The sequence below is a fragment of the Cellulosimicrobium cellulans genome (assembly GCF_006539945.1).
Lineage (GTDB): Bacteria > Actinomycetota > Actinomycetes > Actinomycetales > Cellulomonadaceae > Cellulosimicrobium > Cellulosimicrobium cellulans.
Window position 1 is genome coordinate 56,501 of record NZ_BJNZ01000010.1, and the last position, 16,458, is coordinate 72,958.

The 16,458-nt window shown below is 74.9% G+C and carries 15 protein-coding genes; 8 read left to right on the top strand and 7 right to left on the bottom strand.

The annotated features are described in order from the left end of the window. Positions 1-62: 62 nt before the first annotated feature. Positions 63-494: a winged helix-turn-helix transcriptional regulator gene (locus CCE02nite_RS09665; protein WP_141389438.1), complete on the top strand. Its 432-nt coding sequence runs from the start codon at positions 63-65 to the stop codon at positions 492-494. A gap of 143 nt (positions 495-637) precedes the next feature. On the opposite strand, the gene CCE02nite_RS09670 is transcribed toward CCE02nite_RS09665, so the two are convergent. Further along, positions 638-1,774 carry a DNA polymerase III subunit delta' gene (locus CCE02nite_RS09670; protein ID WP_141389439.1) on the bottom strand — a complete coding sequence of 379 codons (1,137 nt, stop codon included), beginning with the start codon at positions 1,772-1,774 and terminating at the stop codon, positions 638-640. Further along, complete coding sequence (gene tmk, locus CCE02nite_RS09675; protein WP_141389440.1) at positions 1,771-2,541, bottom strand: dTMP kinase; 771 nt, start codon at positions 2,539-2,541, stop codon at positions 1,771-1,773. Before tmk ends, CCE02nite_RS09670 begins: the two co-directional genes overlap by 4 nt. Positions 2,542-2,599: 58 nt before the next feature. Between tmk and CCE02nite_RS09680 the strand changes: the two genes are divergently transcribed. Next, positions 2,600-3,310, top strand: coding sequence for an HAD-IA family hydrolase (locus CCE02nite_RS09680; protein ID WP_141389441.1), 711 nt, complete (start codon positions 2,600-2,602; stop codon positions 3,308-3,310). A gap of 6 nt (positions 3,311-3,316) precedes the next feature. Here the strand turns inward: CCE02nite_RS09680 and CCE02nite_RS09685 are convergent, their stop codons facing one another. Continuing rightward, positions 3,317-3,820: a MarR family winged helix-turn-helix transcriptional regulator gene (locus CCE02nite_RS09685; protein ID WP_255318766.1), complete on the bottom strand. Its 504-nt coding sequence runs from the start codon at positions 3,818-3,820 to the stop codon at positions 3,317-3,319. Between the two features lie 88 nt (positions 3,821-3,908). Between CCE02nite_RS09685 and CCE02nite_RS09690 the strand changes: the two genes are divergently transcribed. Beyond that, positions 3,909-4,118 (top strand): hypothetical protein, encoded by a 210-nt coding sequence (locus CCE02nite_RS09690; RefSeq protein ID WP_141389442.1) that lies wholly within the window; start codon positions 3,909-3,911, stop codon positions 4,116-4,118. 87 nt (positions 4,119-4,205) lie between these two features. Here the strand turns inward: CCE02nite_RS09690 and CCE02nite_RS09695 are convergent, their stop codons facing one another. Then, positions 4,206-5,288, bottom strand: a complete 1,083-nt coding sequence (locus tag CCE02nite_RS09695) for a Gfo/Idh/MocA family protein (RefSeq protein WP_141389443.1) — start codon at positions 5,286-5,288, stop codon at positions 4,206-4,208. A 136-nt stretch (positions 5,289-5,424) separates the two neighbouring features. On the opposite strand from CCE02nite_RS09695, the gene CCE02nite_RS09700 reads away from it, so the two are divergent. Next, positions 5,425-6,300 carry an ABC transporter ATP-binding protein gene (locus CCE02nite_RS09700; protein ID WP_141389444.1) on the top strand — a complete coding sequence of 292 codons (876 nt, stop codon included), beginning with the start codon at positions 5,425-5,427 and terminating at the stop codon, positions 6,298-6,300. Beyond that, the gene (locus CCE02nite_RS09705) at positions 6,297-8,966 is read left to right on the top strand and encodes an ABC transporter permease (RefSeq protein WP_141389445.1); all 2,670 of its coding nucleotides are present in this window, start codon (positions 6,297-6,299) and stop codon (positions 8,964-8,966) included. Before CCE02nite_RS09700 ends, CCE02nite_RS09705 begins: the two co-directional genes overlap by 4 nt. A 66-nt stretch (positions 8,967-9,032) precedes the next feature. On the opposite strand, the gene CCE02nite_RS09710 is transcribed toward CCE02nite_RS09705, so the two are convergent. Both CCE02nite_RS09710 and CCE02nite_RS09715 read right to left on the bottom strand, forming a co-directional pair. Then, positions 9,033-10,403 (bottom strand): MFS transporter, encoded by a 1,371-nt coding sequence (locus tag CCE02nite_RS09710; protein ID WP_141389446.1) that lies wholly within the window; start codon positions 10,401-10,403, stop codon positions 9,033-9,035. Between the two features lies 1 nt (position 10,404). Then, positions 10,405-10,941, bottom strand: coding sequence for a MarR family winged helix-turn-helix transcriptional regulator (locus CCE02nite_RS09715; RefSeq protein WP_141389447.1), 537 nt, complete (start codon positions 10,939-10,941; stop codon positions 10,405-10,407). 121 nt (positions 10,942-11,062) lie between these two features. On the opposite strand from CCE02nite_RS09715, the gene CCE02nite_RS21225 reads away from it, so the two are divergent. The 3 genes from CCE02nite_RS21225 (at position 11,063) to CCE02nite_RS09730 (ending at position 13,552) form a co-directional block, all read left to right on the top strand. After that, entirely contained in the window at positions 11,063-11,527 is a 465-nt protein-coding gene (locus tag CCE02nite_RS21225; RefSeq protein ID WP_141389448.1) for a PadR family transcriptional regulator, read from the top strand. Continuing rightward, positions 11,524-12,261, top strand: coding sequence for a hypothetical protein (locus tag CCE02nite_RS09725; protein WP_141389449.1), 738 nt, complete (start codon positions 11,524-11,526; stop codon positions 12,259-12,261). The genes CCE02nite_RS21225 and CCE02nite_RS09725 overlap by 4 nt, the downstream gene beginning before the upstream one ends. 145 nt (positions 12,262-12,406) lie before the next feature. After that, the gene (locus CCE02nite_RS09730) at positions 12,407-13,552 is read left to right on the top strand and encodes a glycerol dehydrogenase (protein ID WP_141389450.1); all 1,146 of its coding nucleotides are present in this window, start codon (positions 12,407-12,409) and stop codon (positions 13,550-13,552) included. A gap of 83 nt (positions 13,553-13,635) precedes the next feature. Here CCE02nite_RS09730 and topA read toward each other — a convergent pair whose 3' ends face one another. Then, positions 13,636-16,398 carry a type I DNA topoisomerase gene (gene topA, locus CCE02nite_RS09735; RefSeq protein ID WP_141389451.1) on the bottom strand — a complete coding sequence of 921 codons (2,763 nt, stop codon included), beginning with the start codon at positions 16,396-16,398 and terminating at the stop codon, positions 13,636-13,638. Positions 16,399-16,458 lie beyond the last annotated feature (60 nt).

Consider the following 16,458-nt stretch of genomic DNA (forward strand, 5'->3'; position numbering starts at 1 on the left):
GGACGCACGGTATCTCTCAGGTACTGGTGACTTCACCGTGCCATACTTCCCCGGTGGATACCATGGCGAGCCGACCGGGCGGCGACGCCACCGCACACGTCTCGCGGAGCGGACCCGACAGCAGGGCCGACGGCGCACCCGACGTGTTCGCCGCCGACTGCCCGAGCCGGCTCGTCGTCGAGCGCATCGGCGACAAGTGGACGCTCCTCGTCTTCATGGCCCTGCGCCGGCGCGTCCTGCGCTTCGGCGAGCTGCGCGACCTCGTCGGCGTCGTCACTCCCAAGGTCCTGACCCAGACGCTGCGCTCGCTCGAGCGTGACGGCCTGGTCCAGCGCACCGTCTACGCCGAGGTGCCGCCGCGCGTGGAGTACGCGCTCACCGACCTCGGCCGGTCGCTCCTCGGCCCCATCGACGCGATCCGCGCCTGGTCGGAGGAGAACGGCGAGCGCATCGCCGCGTCACGGGCCGCCGCGAGCGACCGGGCCGGGGCGTGAACGCCCGCCGTCGGACCCGACCCCTCCGGCCGCGCCGGCAACCTCCGCGCGATCCTCCTCTGCGCTGATGCTCGCGTTCCTGCTGGCGTTCACGGTCGGTGCCGTGTCGTCGACCGTCTGCGGGCAGGGCGGCCGTGAGCGCGTCAGCCCTGAGGACGCAGCGCGACGACCATCGCCTCGACCGCGAGCAGCGGCGCGACGTTGCCCTCGAGCCGCTCGCGCGCGACACCGATCGCGTCCATCCGCCGCACGGTCTGCTCCGGCGTGGAGTCCTCGGCGAGCGTGCGCACCGCGTCCGCGAGCTCGACGTTGACGAGCTCGACCTCGGCCCCGAGCTGCACGACGAGCACGTCGCGGTAGAGGGACAGCAGGTCGACCATCGCGCGGTCGAGCACGTCGCGCTGGTGCCGGGTCGCGCGTCGCTTCTGGTCGGCCTCGAGGTCGCGGAGCTGGGACCGCAGGCGGGGCGGGAGGGTCTCGCCGTCGGCGACGCCGAGCGCGCGCAGCAGCTCGGCCTTCTCGGCCGCGTCGCGCTCCTCCGTCGCGGCCTTCGCCTCGGCCTGCGCGAGGTCCACCAGCTCCCCGGCGGCGAGGACGGCGTCGCCCACCCCGCGGACGCGGCGCGCGAGCGAGAGCACCGACGTCCGCCGCTCCCGGGCCCCCGCGTCGCGGGCGAGCCGGCGCGCGAGCCCGATGTGGCTCTGCGCCGCGCGGGCGGCGACGAGCGCGACCTGCTCGTCGACGCCGTCGCGCTGGACCAGCAGCCCGGCCACGGCCTCGACGGGGGGCACGCGGAGCACGACGCCGCGGCAGCGGGACCGGATGGTGACGAGCACGTCCTGCGGGCTCGGCGCGCAGAGGATCCACACCGTGTGGGGCGCGGGCTCCTCGATCGCCTTGAGCAGCACGTTCGTGGTGCGCTCCGCCATGCGGTCGGCGTCCTCGACGACGATCACGCGACGCCGCCCTTGCGACGGCGTGCGGCTCGCGACCATCACGAGGTCGCGCACCTCGTCGATCTTGATCGTCACGAGCTCCGTCGCGACGAGCGTCACGTCGGGATGGGTCCCGGCGAGCGTGGTGCGGCACGCCTGGCAGTGCCCGCACCCGCCCTGCTCGCACTGGAGCGCGGCGGCGAACGCGCGCGCGGCGTTCGAGCGGCCGGAGCCGGGCGGGCCGGTGAGCAGCCACGCGTGCGTCATCGCGGCGGGGTCGGTCGCGGCGGCGCGGAGCACCTCGACGGCCTGCTCCTGGCCGACGACGTCGTCCCAGACGGTCACGCGGCACCGCTCCCCGTCGTCGGCCCGGCGGCACCCGGCCCGAGGCCGAGGCCGAGGCCCGGGGTGTACCCGATCGCGCTGTCGGTGTCGTCGAAGCCGTCGTCGGGCTCGGCCGCGATCGTGTCCTCCGCCTCCTCGACGACCGGCGTGAGCTCGAGCCGCGCGGCGACGTCGACCCGGATCTGCGCCTGGAGGTCGTCGATCGAGGCCGTGGCGTCGAGCACGACCCAGCGTTCCGGGTCCGCCGCCGCGCGCGCGAGGAACGCCTCCCGCGTGCGGCGGTGGAACTCCGCCCCGGCGCGCTCCAGGCGGTCGTGCTGCCGCCGGATCCGCGCGGAGGCCGCGGCCGGGTCGAGGTCGAGCAGGATCGTGACGTCCGGCATGAGGTCCTGCACGGCCCAGCGCGAGATGAGCTCGACCTCGTCCGCGCCGAGCTCGCGTCCGCCCGCCTGGTACGCGACCGACGAGTCGAGGTAGCGGTCCGTGACGACGATGGCGCCGCGCTCGAGCGCGGGGCGCACCAGGCTCGCGACGTGGTGCGCGCGGTCCGCCGCGTAGATGAGCGCCTCGGTGCGCGGGTCCATGTCCTGCCCGTGGAGCACCGCCGCGCGCAGCTCCTTGCCGAGCTCGGTGCCGCCGGGCTCGCGCGTCAGCACGACCTCGCGCCCCGTGAGCTCGCCGAGCCACTGCCCGAGCAGGCGCGACTGGGTGGACTTGCCGACGCCGTCGCCGCCCTCGAAGGAGATGAAGTACCCGGGTGCGCTCACGGCGTCCACCCTAGCCGCGGCGTCGGACACCGGTGCGGCCGCGGGCTAGCCTCGGGGCATGCCCGACCCCGCTGCCGCGCCCCGCCCCCTGCCCACCCCCGGCGTCGCGTTCGCCGGACGCACGTTCGACGCCGTGCTGTTCGACATGGACGGCACGCTCATCGACTCGGTCCCGGCGGTCGACCGGAACTGGCGGCGCTGGGCCGCGGAGCACGGCCTGCCCGACCCGGAGGAGTTCCAGATCCAGCACGGCACCCCGGCGCGCACGCTCATCGCCGAGCTCCTGCCGGAGGACCGGGTCGAGTCGGCCTACGAGCGCATCCACGCGCTCGAGCTCGAGGACAACGAGGGCGTGACGATCCTGCCCGGGACTCGGGACGCCCTGGCCGTCCTCCCGCCCGCGCGGCAGGCGATCGTCACGTCCTGCACGCGCCCGCTCGCTGCGGCGCGCATGACGGCGTCGGGCCTCGACGCGCCGTCGGTCGTGGTGACGGCCGACGACGTGGCGCGCGGCAAGCCCGACCCGGACCCGTTCCTGCTCGGCGCGGAGCGCCTCGGCGTGGACCCGGCGCGGTGCCTCGTCGTCGAGGACGCCCCTGCAGGGATCGCCGCGGCGCGCGCGGCGGGCTGCGCGACGCTCGCCGTGACCGGCACCCACTCGGCCGCCGAGCTCGCGGAGGCGTCCCCCGCGCCCGACGCACTGGCGAGCGGGCTCGCGGCGGTCCGCTTCGTCGTCGGGCCCGACGGCGTCCGCGTCACCGACGCCTGACTCTCGTCAGTAGACGCCCGCGCGCAGCGCGGCCGCGACGACCTTGGACGCTGCGGCGTGGACCTCGGCGAGCTCGTCGAGGGTGAGTCCCGTGGCCGCGACGATCGACGGCGGGATGCGCTCGGCGTCGCGGCGGCGCGCGCGCCCCTCGGGGGTGAGGGTCACGCGGACCTGGCGGCCGTCGTCGGGCGAGCGCGACCGGCGCACGTACCCGAGCGCCTCCAGCCGCTTGAGCAGGGGCGAGAGCGTGCCGGCGTCGAGGTGCAGGCGCACGGCGAGGTCGCCGACGGTCGACGTCGCCCCCGCGGCGTCGTCCTGCCAGAGCGCGAGGAGCACGAGGTACTGCGGGTGCGTGATGCCGAGCGGCTCGAGCAGCGGGCGGTACAGCGCGACCATGCCCCGTGCCCCCGCCGAGAGCGCGAAGCAGACCTGCGCCTCGAGCGCGAGGGGGTCGGCGAACAGCGTCCCCGCTCCTCGCGCGACCGTCCCGTCGACCTCGTCACCCGCCACGGCGCCATGGTACCGAGGATCGCGCTATTCTTGGTGCACCAATGATTGGTGCACCAATCATCGACGAGACCTTGCAGCGGAGGACGCCGTGGCGCGGAAGAAGGACAGGCGCACGCTCGGCATGCGCATCACCGAGGGCTTCCTCCCGATCTTCGGCCCCGCGCAGGTGGGCCGGCAGGACGCGGACGGGCGCGGGGTGTCCGACGCCGAGCGCGAGCGCGACCAGGAGCTCAAGACCCGCTTCGAGCGCGTGACGGGCCCGGACGGCCGCAGCTACGTCGTCGAGCACACCGACTGACCCTCCCGCGGGAGCGACCCGAGCGCGTCCGGATCGGCCCTCCGAGGGTCGGTCCGGGCCGCTCGGGTCGAGCCCGGGGCCCCGGGCTCACTCCCCGGGGTACACGACCCCGATCTGGCGACGGACCTCGTCGAGCGTCCGCATGACCTCGAGCGTCGAGTCCCACGACATGCGCGGGCTCTGCGTCTCGCCCGCGGCGACGCGGCGCGCGACCTCGGCCGCCTGGTACTGCTTGCCCTCGCCCGTGAAACCGTCGTAGTACCAGGACGCGCCGTCGTGCCGGATCACCCGGAACGACGTCGGCGCGTAGAAGCTCCCCTCGACCTCGATGCGCCCCGCCGTGCCCGAGACCACCGCGGCCGTCGCGGTGCGCGACCACAGCGTCGTCGAGAGCGTCGCCTGCGTGTCGCCGTAGCCGAGCACGATGCTCGCCTGCCCGTCCACGCCCGTCTCGGTGAGCGAGCCCACCGCGGTGACCGACGACGGCGCGCCCAGCAGGTCGTGCGCGAACGACACCGGGTACACGCCGAGGTCGAGCAGCGCGCCGCCCGCGAGCTCGGGCGCGTAGAGCCGGTGCGCCGGGTCGAACGCGAACCACTGGCCGTGGTCGGCGCTGAGGTTGACGACGTCGCCGATCTCCCCGCGCGCGATCACCCCGCGCAGCGCGGCGACGTGCGGCAGGAACCGCGTCCACATGGCCTCCATGACGAACACGCCGGCCTCGCGCGCGGCGTCGAGCACCTCGACCGCCTCCGCCTCGTTGCGCGTGAACGCCTTCTCGACGAGCACGTGCTTGCCCGCGCGGATCGCGAGCAGCGCGTGCTCGTGGTGGTGCGAGTGCGGCGTCGCGACGTAGACGACGTCGACCTGCGGGTCCTCGACGAGCTCCTGGTAGCCGTGGTGCGTCGTCGGGACGCCGTGCGCGGTCGCGAAGCGCTCGGCGCGGACGCGGTCGCGGGACCCGACGGACGCGACGCGTCCCTGCGTGTGCAGGCGCACGGCCTCCGCGAACGACGACGCGATGCCGCCCGCGCCGAGGATCCCCCACCGGATCGGGGGCGCGGTGCGCGGGTCGGGGACCGTGCCGGTGACGTCGGCGGACAGGTCGGGGACGGGGTGGACGGCGGACCGGGCGGACTGCTCGGCGGGCGGCGGGGCGACGGTGCTCATGGGGCCACGCTATCCCGGTGGGATCGCTCCCACGGGGCTGCGCCCACGGATCGTCGCGCCGCGTGGCGCCCCACGACACCACATCTCCCCCGCGCGGGTGGTGCGGCGTGCGGCGGGCCGCGCCACGATGGGGACCATGACGCCCCCCGCACCCCGGACCGACGCGCCGACCGACACCCCGGACGCGCCCGAGGCGCGCGCGAGCGCCCGCGAGCTCGTCAAGGTCTACGGGTCCGGCACGACGGCGGTGCGCGCGCTCGACGGCGTCGACGTCGACTTCGCGCGCGGGCGGCTCACCGCGATCATGGGTCCGTCCGGATCCGGGAAGTCGACGCTCATGCACTGCCTGGCGGGGCTCGACTCCCCGACGTCCGGCAGCGTCGTGATCGACGGCCAGGAGATCAGCCGCCTCTCGCAGCGCCGGCTCACGGGCCTGCGGCGCACGCGCGTCGGGTTCGTCTTCCAGGCCTACAACCTCGTGCCGACCCTCACCGCGGCGGAGAACATCACGCTGCCGCTCGACATCGCGCGCACGCACGTGGACCGGGAGTGGTTCGACGAGGTCGTCGACTCGGTCGGCCTGCGCGACCGCCTGCACCACCGCCCGTCCGAGCTCTCCGGCGGGCAGCAGCAGCGCGTCGCGTGCGCCCGGGCGCTCGTCTCGCGGCCGTCGATCGTGTTCGCCGACGAGCCGACCGGGAACCTCGACTCGCGCTCGGCCGGCGAGGTGCTCGCGTTCCTGCGCCGGTCCGTGGACGAGCTCGACCAGACCGTCGTCATGGTCACGCACGACCCGCGCGCGGCGTCGTACGCGCACCGCGTGGTGTTCCTCGCCGACGGCCGCCTCGCGGGCGAGCTGCACGACCCGTCTCAGCAGGACATCCTCGACGCGCTCGCGCTCGCGGCGGACGACGGCAGTCCGCCGGCGGGGCTCGCCGCCGCCGGGCCCGTGACCCCCGCCGAGCCCGCGGCGCCGGTCGGGCGGCACGCCGCGCCGGTCGACCCCGCATGATCCGCGTCGCGCTGCGGGGCGTGCGCGCGCACGTCGTGCGGTTCGTGCTCTCGGTGCTCGCCGTGACGCTCGGCGTCGCGTTCGTCGTCGGGACGTTCGCGTTCCGCGGCATGCTCTCCTCCACGTTCGACGACATCATCGCGACGACGCTCACCGCCGACGTCTACGTGCGCGGGTCGCAGGAGGTCACCGGCGACGCGGCCGGTCCGGGGGGCGGAGGCGGCGGGGGCGGGAACGGGTTCGCGGGCGACCGCACGCTCGTCCCCGCCGACCTCGCGGCCGACGTCGAGGCCGTCGACGGCGTCGCGCGCGCCGTCCCGGACGTGTCCGGGCCCGTCGTGCTCGTCGCGGCCGACGGGACCGCCGTCGTGACGACCGGCCCGCCCAGCACCGCGTTCTCGGTCGACCCCGAGGACCCCAGCCTCACGCTGCTCGACGGCGCCTGGCCGGCCGCGGGCGAGATCGTGCTCGAGCAGAGCGCGGCGGAGACGGCCGGGCTGACGACCGGCGACGAGACGACGGTCGTGCTGGGCGGCGAGCCGACGCCGGTGATCGTGTCCGGCGTCTTCGGGATCGAGGCCGCCGCGGCCGGCGCGGTGCTCGTCGGGATCGACGGCGAGACCGCGCGCGACGTGTACGCGCCGGACGGCATGGTGCCGCAGCTCTCGGTCTGGTCGTCGCAGTCGTCGGGCGACGTCGACGAGGACGCGCTCGCGGAGCGTGTCGGGGCCGTGCTGCCCGAGGGCACCGAGGCCGTGACGGGCGAGCAGGCGCGTGCCGAGGCGAGCGAGGCCGTCGAGGAGGTGCTCGGGTTCGTCGAGACGTTCCTGCTCGTCTTCGCCGCGATCGCGCTCTTCGTCGGCGCGTTCATCATCGCCAACACGTTCGCCATGTCGGTCCGGGAGCGGCTGCGCGAGCTCGCGCTGCTGCGCGCGCTCGGCGCGTCGCCCGGCCAGGTCTTCGCGTCGGTCCTGGTGCAGGCGCTGGTCGTGGGGCTCGTGGGCGGCGGCCTCGGAGTCCTCGCCGGGGCAGGGCTCGTGCGCGTCATCCGGTGGGGGCTCGCGCTCGCCGGCATGGAGTTCTCCGGCCGCGTGCCCCTCGGCACGCCACAGGTCGTCGCGGCGGTCGGGCTCGGGGCGGTGGTCAGCGTGCTCGCGGCGGTCCTGCCCGCACGGCGTGCCGCGGCGATCCCGCCGGTCCAGGCGATGCGCGACGACGTCGCCCCCGACCGCGGGACCGGCGTCCGTGCGGTGGGCGGGATCGTGCTCGTCGCGGCGGGAGCAGGAGTCCTGTGGCTCGCGTCGTTCCTCGGGTCGTCGGTCGCCGACGCCCCGACCGGCTGGGCGTGGGTCGACGACCTGAGCCCGCGCGTGCTGCTCGGCGTCGGCGCGGGGCTCGTGCTCGTCGGCGTGCTCGTCGGGTCCCCGGCCGTCGCGCGCGGCGTGCTCACCGTGCTCGCCTGGCCGCTCGTCGTGGCGCTGCGACCGCTCGGTCGCCTCGCGCGCGGCAACGTGACGCGCAACCCGCGCCGCACGGCGAGCACCGCGGGCGCCCTGCTCATCGGCATGGCGCTCGTGTCCGTCACCGGGGTCATCGCCGCCTCGACGCAGGCGTCCGTGCGCAGCATCGTCGAGAACGAGGTGCGCGCCGACCTCGTGGTGGACTCCGCGACGCTCGTCGTCCCGGAGGGCGCCGTCGAGGCGGTGACCGCGACCCCGGGCGCCACGGTGGTGGACACCGTGCGGCTGGGCCTCGCGTCCGTGGCGACGGTCGAGGACGCCGGGGCCGCCGGTTCGGGCGACGGCGCGGCGGACGACGGCGCGGCGCGGGGGACGGACGTGGCCGGAGTGCCCGCGGGCTTCTTCGACACCGCGCTCGACCCCGTGGCGCTCGCGGGAGACCCGACGACGACGCTCGAGGCGGGGGACGTCGTCGTGCACCGGCGCACCGCGCGCGACCGTGGGTGGGAGGTGGGCGACACGCTGCGACTCGGCGAGGGCGCCGCCGCGGTCGAGGCGCGCGTGGGAGCCGTCATCGACAGCCAGCTCGTCGGGACCGGCATCCTCGTGCGCGACGACGAGTTCGACGCGGTCGTGCCCGCCGCGCAGGCGAGCGTCCGGATCGTCTACGTGTCGGCGGCGGAGGGGGCGACGCCGGCGGAGGTCGAGGAGCTGCGCGCGGCGCTGACGACCGTCGTCGAGCCCTTCCTCGTGGTCACCGTGCTCGACCGCGAGGACACGGCGTCCGCGTTCGCCGACCAGGTGAACCAGGTGCTCGTCATCCTCTACGCGCTGCTCGCGCTGTCGATCGTCATCGCGCTGCTCGGCATCGTCAACACGCTCGCCCTGTCGATCATCGAGCGCACGCGCGAGATCGGGCTGCTGCGTGCGGTCGGCCTCGGGCGGCTCCAGCTCGCGGGCGTCATCGCGATCGAGTCGGTGCTCACGGCCGTGTACGGCACGGTGCTGGGCGTCGCGACGGGCATCGGGATCGGCGCCGCGCTGCCCGGCGTGCTCGCCGACGAGGGCCTGAGCACGCTCGCCGTCCCCTGGGGTCAGGTGCTCGCGATCCTCGGCGTCGCCGTCGTGATCGGCCTCGTCGCGAGCGTGTGGCCCGCGATCCGCGCCGCCCGCCTCCCGGTCCTCGACGCGGTCACCGTCGACTGACCCGCCCCCCGCTGAGTGCATGAAATAGTCGCGGTCCGGGCACCCGAGCGCGACTATCTCATGCACTCACGGGACCGGGAGGGGTTCCGGGGCCGGGGTGCGGTAGCGGCGGAGCGGGGCGTTGCGCCACGCGACGAGCCCGACGACGGCGCTCGCGGCCAGTCCGCCCACCGCCAGCGCGACCGGGGCGGACGTGAGCGACGCGAGCACTCCTCCACGGAAGTTCCCGACCTCCGGCCCCGCGACGCCCACGACGTGCTCGACCGACGACACGCGCCCCCGGAACTCGTCCGGCGTCTCGAGCTGGACGAGCGCGCCACGAGTCACCACGCTCACCGTGTCGGCGGCTCCCGCCACCGCGAGGCATGCGAGCGCGAGCCACAGCGGTCCCGTGAGACCGAACCCGGCGAGGGCGACGCCCCACGTCGCGGCCGCGGCGAGCTGGAGCGCGCCCGCCCGCGGCGCCCGGGTCACCGCACCAGAGAACAGGCCCGCCCCGATGCCACCCACCGCGACGGCCGACAGGAACAGACCGAGCGTGCGCGGGTCGCCGTCGAACCGGAGCTCGTTGACGAGCGGGAAGAGCGAGATCGGCATCGCGAGCACGGTCGCCGCGACGTCGGTCGCGAACGAACCACGCAGCGTCGGCTTGCGCCACACGATCCACCACCCGCCCGCGGCGGCCCGACGGCGTGGCGCGGGCGCGGCGGTCGGCGCGCCCGTCGCCCGGGTCTCGTCCAGCGCCTCCGCCGCCACCGCACGGTCGTCGCCGGGCGCGCCGACGGGGACGACCGGAGTCACGGCGTCGGACGGTCCCGGAGGTGTCGCGGGTGGTCGGCCCGGCGGGAGCGGCGGGAGGCGAACGAGCCCGAGCAGCGCGACGATCGCCGCCACGGCCTGCAGCCCGTACGCCGCCGGGAGGTCCCAGCGTGCGAGCACCAGACCCGCCAGCGCGGGGCCCGCGAGCATCGCGACCTGGAACGCGAGGTTCTGGAGCGCGAGGCCTGCGGCGACCTGGTCGGGCGGGAGGAGGCGCGGTGGCACCGTCCGCCGGGCCGGGGAGCCCAACGCGTTGCACGCGGCGCCGAGGCTCACGAGCCCGAGGAGCACCCACACCGACCGGTTCCCCGCGAGCGCCTGCGCGGCCAGCCCGACCGCGGCGAGCACCTGCCCGGCCGCGGCGAGCCGCATGATCGTGCGCCGGTCGTGCACGTCGGCGAGGTGGCCGCCGACGAGCCCGAGCGTCAGGAGCGGGATGGCCGTGGCGAGGCCGATCGTGCCCGTCCACAGCGGGCTGTGGGTGAGCTCCCACACTTGGAGCAGCACGGCGACGTTGGCGATCTGGAACCCCAGCCCGCCGACGGCGGACCCGGCCCACAGGTCGCGGTACGCGCGGTGGGAGCGCAGGGGGCGGACGTCGAGGACGTGGTCGCGCACCTCAGCGGTCCTCGGGCGGGGCAGCGTCGGGGGCGGACGCGGCAGGCAGCGGGTAGCCCGCCGCGTCGAGCCGCTCCACGAGCCGCTCGCGCAGGGAGCGGCGCGCCAGGACCCGCTCGAGCTCGGTGACCACCGCGCTCAGGGCGTGCGGCAGCTCGTCGTCGATCTCGGCGACGGACTCCTCGGTCGCGCGCCACTCCGCCTCCAGGAGGGGCACGAGCGACCGGGCCTCCGCCGTGAGCGCGACGCGACGCGTGCGGGCGTCCGTGCCGGTCTCGGTCTCGACGAGCCCCTCGCCCCGCATGGCGGTCACGGTCTGGCTCATCGCCGAGTGGGTACGACCGAGCGACTCCGCGAGCTCCCGGATGGTGAGCGGTCCGGTGTGCGCGAGCCGGATCAGCGGGTAGACGAAGCGCGGGCGCACCCCGACGATCCCGCGGTCCGCGTAGACGGTCTCGATCTCGTCGTCGAGGCGCCGGAGCACGGCGTGCAGGGAGTCCCAGCGACCGGGGACCGTGGTCGGGTCCAGAGAAGTCATAGCACTGTTATAACAGCACTCATGCGATACGTCGAGGACGACTCGGCGAGGGTCGCCCAGAGAGCGCCGTTCTCTTCGTCGCTAGGTTGCCTCGCTAACTAGATAGCCGTACTGTCTAGCCATGAGGTTCGACGAGCGGCTCGACCGCGAGCTCCTGCGCGGCGTCCTGCCGCTGTGCGTGCTCGCGGTCGTCGCGACCCATGGCCCCACCTACGGCTACGCGATCACGCGGTCGCTCGCCGAGGCGGGCCTCGGCACCGTCAAGGGCGGCACGCTCTACCCGCTGCTGCAACGCCTGGAGGACGACGGTCTCGTCACGGCCTCCTGGCACCAGGGGGACCGCGGACCGAGCCGTCGGTACTACGCCGTCACGGACCAGGGTCGTGTCGCGCTCGCCGACGCGACCTCGCGCTGGGACGCCGTGACGTCGGCGGCGACCTCCCTCCTCGCGGGCGCCTCCGGCACGCCCTCGCCGGACGGCCCGCGCCCGGTCCCCGACCCGGGGCCAGGACCGGTCCCGGAGCCGGGCGCGATCCCGGCAGACGCATCCCCTCCCGACCCCACCCCGACAAGGACCCCCCGATGAGCGACACGACCCGCTACACGATCGAGCGCCGCCACGCGCCGCACGTCGACCCGCGCTGGGCCGAGGCGCTCCTGCTGGAGCTGCGGCTCCAGGGCGTCGCCGGAGCGCGCATCGGCGCGGTGCTCGCCGAGGTGGACGCGCACGTCGTCGACTCCGGCGAGACCGCCCAGGAGGCGTTCGGCGATCCCGTGGCGTACGCGCGCTCGCTCGACCTGCCGGAGGACCCCGCCCAGTCGAGCTCCTCGATCGGCCGGACGGTCGCCGCCTCCGCCGTGCAGACGGTCGGGATGCTCGGCGTGCTGTGGACGCTGCGGCCCGCGCTCGACGGCGCCGCCCTCGTGGTCCCGGCCGGGATGCTCCTCGTCCTCGTCGCCGCGCTCGCGGGGTTCGTCGGGCTGTGGCGCGCCGGCGACCGGCTGCTGCGTGCCGCGCTCGCCCACCCCGTGCTGACCGTCCTCGGGAACATGGTCGTGACGGCTGCCCTCGTGGCCGTCGCGGTCACGCTGCGCGCCCCGGTCGCCACCCTGCCCGCGGTCCCCGTCCTGGTCGCGGCCGCGCTCGCCCTCGTCGCAGGGACCGTCTGGGGTCTGCGCGAGCAGAGCTCCGGCGATCCCGTCGTGGACCCGCTCGACGACGCACCGAGCGACCGCACCGACCGCACCGGGCGCTGGGGTGTGCTGCTCCTGCCCGCCGTGACGGTCGTGCTCGGCACGATCACGCTGCTGGCCCGCTGACCCGGGCGGGACCAAGGTCACGCGCCCCGGCGTCCCGGTGGTGGTCCCCGGGGACGCGTGACACGGTGGGAAAGGCCGGCGGGCACCGGCCTCGCACGGCTGCGGCGCGCCCGACGGCGACCCACCGACTCCACAGGAGGCCACGATGTCCGAGGTTCCCGTCCGCACGCTCATCAGCCCGCTGCGCTACGTCCAGGCCCGCGGTGCGCTCACGCGGCTCGGCGAGTTCGTCCGACCGGTCGGCACGAAGCCGCTGCTCGTCGCCGACGACGTCGTGTGGGGCATCGTCCAGGACACCGTCGCCGTGTCCTTCCAGGAGCAGGACCTCCCCCGCCACCGCACCGGGTTCGGCACGTACGCGACCGCCGCCGAGGTCGACCGGCTCGCGCGCGAGATCGACGAGCTCGGCGCCGACGTGATCGTCGGCATCGGCGGCGGCTCGACCATCGACGCGGTCAAGGCCGCGGGCCACCTGCGCGGCATCCGCTGGGTGTCCGTGCCGACCGTCGCGTCCACCGACGCCCCGTGCTCCGCGCTGTCCGTCATCTACACCGAGGACGGCGCCTTCGAGGAGTACCGGTTCTTCCCGCACAACCCGGACCTCGTGCTCGTCGACACGGGCCTCGTCGCGAACGCGCCCGTGAAGTTCCTCGTCGCCGGGGTCGGGGACGCGCTCGCGACGTGGATCGAGGCGCGCGCCGTCGCCGAGGCGAACGCGTCGACCATGGCCGGTGGCCTCCCTCTCGTCACCGGCACGGCGCTCGCGCAGCTCTCGTGGGACATCCTCTGGGAGAACGCGCTGCCCGCGATCGACGCGGTGGAGAACCACCTCGTGACGCCCGCGGTCGAGAAGGTCGTCGAGGCGAACACGCTCCTGTCCGGGCTGGGCTTCGAGTCCGGCGGCCTCGCGGCGGCGCACGCCATCCACAACGGCCTCACCGCCGCGCCCCAGACGCACGGGCTCACGCACGGCCAGAAGGTGAACATCGGCTCCGTGACGCAGCTCGTGCTGGAGGGCGCGCCGACCGAGGAGATCGAGGAGTTCGTGCGCTTCACGACGCGCGTCGGCCTGCCGAACACGCTCACCGAGATCGGCCTCACCACGGCCGACGTCCACGACCTCACGCGCGTCGCGGAGGCGGCCACGGTCGAGGGCGAGACGATCCACGCCATGCCGTTCCCGGTACGCGTCCCCGAGCTCGTCGACGCCCTGCGCTCCATCGAGGGCTTCTCGCGACGCGTCCGCGCCGAAGCGGGCCTCCCCGAGCCGGTCGAGCACACCGCGCACTGACCGGTTCCGGCCGGTCGAGCAGGTGGTCGTGGCGCGTCCGGCGACCCGGACGCGCCACGACCGCCTGCTCGGCGGGAAGAGCGCTACTTCTTGGCCGCGGGCTTTCTCGCCGCCGGCTTGCGCGTCGTCGTGCGCTTCTTGGCCGGGCCCTGCGCGCGCTTCTCGGCGAGCAGCTCGATCGCGCGCTCCGGGGTGATCGACTCGGGCGTGACGTCGCGCGGGAGGGTGCGGTTCGTCTCGCCGTCCGTGACGTATGCGCCGAACCGGCCGTCCTTGACGACGATGGGCTTGCCGGTGGTCGGGTCGTCGCCGAGCTCGCGGAGCGGAGGGGTCGCGGCGCGCTGGCCGCGGCCACGCTTGGGCTGCTTGTAGAGCTCGAGCGCCTCGTCGAGGGTGACGGTGAACATCGACTCCTCGTCGGGCAGCGACCGCGAGTCGGTGCCCTTCTTGAGGTAGGGGCCGTAGCGACCGTTCTGCGCCGTGATCTCCTCGCCCGACTCCGGGTCCGTCCCGACGACACGCGGCAGCGACAGCAGGCGCAGCGCGTCGTCGATCGTGATCGTGTCGAGCGACTGCGTCTTGAGCAGCGACGCCGTGCGCGGCTTGGGCTGCGCGGCCTTGGCCTTCTTCTGCGCGGCGGCCGAGAGGCTCGTGTCGATCGGCGGGAGGTCGAGCACCTCGGTCACGTACGGGCCGTAGCGACCCGCCTTGGCGATGATCTCGTTGCCGGACACCGGGTCGGTGCCGAGGACCTTGCCGTCGTCGGCGCCGGCGGCGAGCAGCTCGCGCGCCTTGGCGACGGTCAGCTCGTCGGGGGCGACGTCGTCGGGCACGGACGCGCGCGGCGGGTTCTCGCCCTCCTTGACGGGGACGGAGAGGTCTTCGACGTAGGGCCCGTAGCGCCCGACGCGGAGCTGGATGCCCTCGCCGATCGGCACCGAGTTGATGCCGCGCGCGTCGATGTCGCCGAGGTTCGCGACGAGGTCGCGCAGGCCCTCGGCGTCCTCGCCCTTCGCGGCGTCGCCGAAGTAGAACTCGGTGAGCCACGCGACGCGGTCGCGTCGTCCGGCCGCGATCTCGTCGAGGTCGGCCTCCATGCGCGCGGTGAAGTCGTAGTCGACGAGCCGGTCGAAGTGCTCCTCGAGCAGCCGCACGACGGCGAACGCGAGCCAGCTCGGCACGAGCGCCTGCCCGCGCGACAGCACGTACCCACGGTCCTGGATCGTCGAGATCGTCGAGGCGTACGTCGACGGCCGCCCGATCCCGAGCTCCTCGAGCGCCTTGACGAGGCTGGCCTCCGTGTACCGCGGCGGCGCGGACGTGGAGTGCCCGTCGGCGGTGAGGTCGTCGCCGCGCAGGGCGTCGCCCTCGCTCATCTGCGGCAGGCGCGCGTCGTCGTCGCCCTTGGCGCCGACGACGGGCGCGTCCTCCGCGTACCGGTCGACGTCCGAGCTCTCCTCGTACGCAGCCAGGAACCCGCGGAACGTGATGACGGTGCCCGACGCCGCGAACACCGCGTCGCGGCCCGCGACGTCGCCCGCGTCCGCCGACAGCGTCGCGCCGAGCCGCACGGACGCCGTCGACCCCTTCGCGTCCGCCATCTGCGACGCGACGGTGCGCTTCCACACGAGCTCGTAGAGCTTGAACTGGTCGTCGCTCAGCTCGCGCTTGACCTGCGCGGGCGTGCGGAACGAGTCGCCCGCGGGACGGATCGCCTCGTGCGCCTCCTGCGCGCCCTGGTTCTTCGCGGCGTACACGCGCGGCTTCTCCGGGACGAACTCGGGGCCGTAGAGCTCGGCGGCCTGGCGCCGGGCGGCCGTGGTGGCCTCCGCCGACAGCGACGGCGAGTCCGTACGCATGTAGGTGATGTAGCCGTTCTCGTAGAGCGACTGCGCGGTGCGCATGGCCTGGCGCGACGACATGCGCAGCTTGCGGCTCGCCTCCTGCTGGAGGGTCGACGTCGTGAACGGCGCCGCCGGGCGGCGCGTGTACGGCTTGGTGTCGAGCGACCGCACGGCGAACGCCGCGTCCGCGAGGCCCGTCACGACGGCGCGCGCCGTCGTCTCGTCGAGGTGCGCGACGCCGTCGCGCGCCGCCCCCGGCTTGAGCTGCCCGCGGTCGTCGAAGTCACGACCCGAGGCGACGCGGGCGTCGCCGAGCTGCACGAGCCGGGCGCCGAACGCCTTGCCCGCGTCCGGTGCCGAGGCGTCGGCGTGCTCGAAGGTCCCCGTGACGTCCCAGTACTCCGCGGCGACGAACGCCATGCGCTCACGCTCTCGCTCGACCACGAGGCGCGTCGCGACCGACTGCACGCGCCCGGCCGAGAGGCCCTGCGCGATCTTGCGCCACAGCACGGGCGAGACCTCGTAGCCGTAGAGGCGGTCGAGGATGCGGCGGGTCTCCTGCGCGTCGACGAGGTGCTCGTCGAGGTCGCGCGTGTTCTGGAGCGCCCGCTGGATCGCCTCGCGCGTGATCTCGTGGAACACCATGCGCTTGACCGGGACCTTGGGCTTGAGCGCCTCCAGCAGGTGCCAGGCGATGGCCTCGCCCTCGCGGTCCTCATCGGTCGCGAGGTAGAGCTCGTCGGCGTCCTTGAGCGCGCGCTTGAGCTCGGCGACCTTCTTCTTCTTGTCCGCGTAGACCTCGTAGTACGGGTCGAAGCCGTGGTCGACGTCGACCGCGAACTTCCCGTAGGGGCCCTTCTTCATGTCCGCGGGCAGCTCGGACGGCTGCGGCAGGTCGCGGATGTGCCCGACGCTCGCCTCGACCTCGTAGTCGTCGCCGAGGTAGCCCTGGATCTTGCGAGCCTTGGCGGGCGACTCGACGATCACGAGCTTGCGTGGCATCCGATCCTGCTTTCGTCCGTGCGTACGTGTCCGTGGCGGGCGCTCCCCGCCCGACGGCGG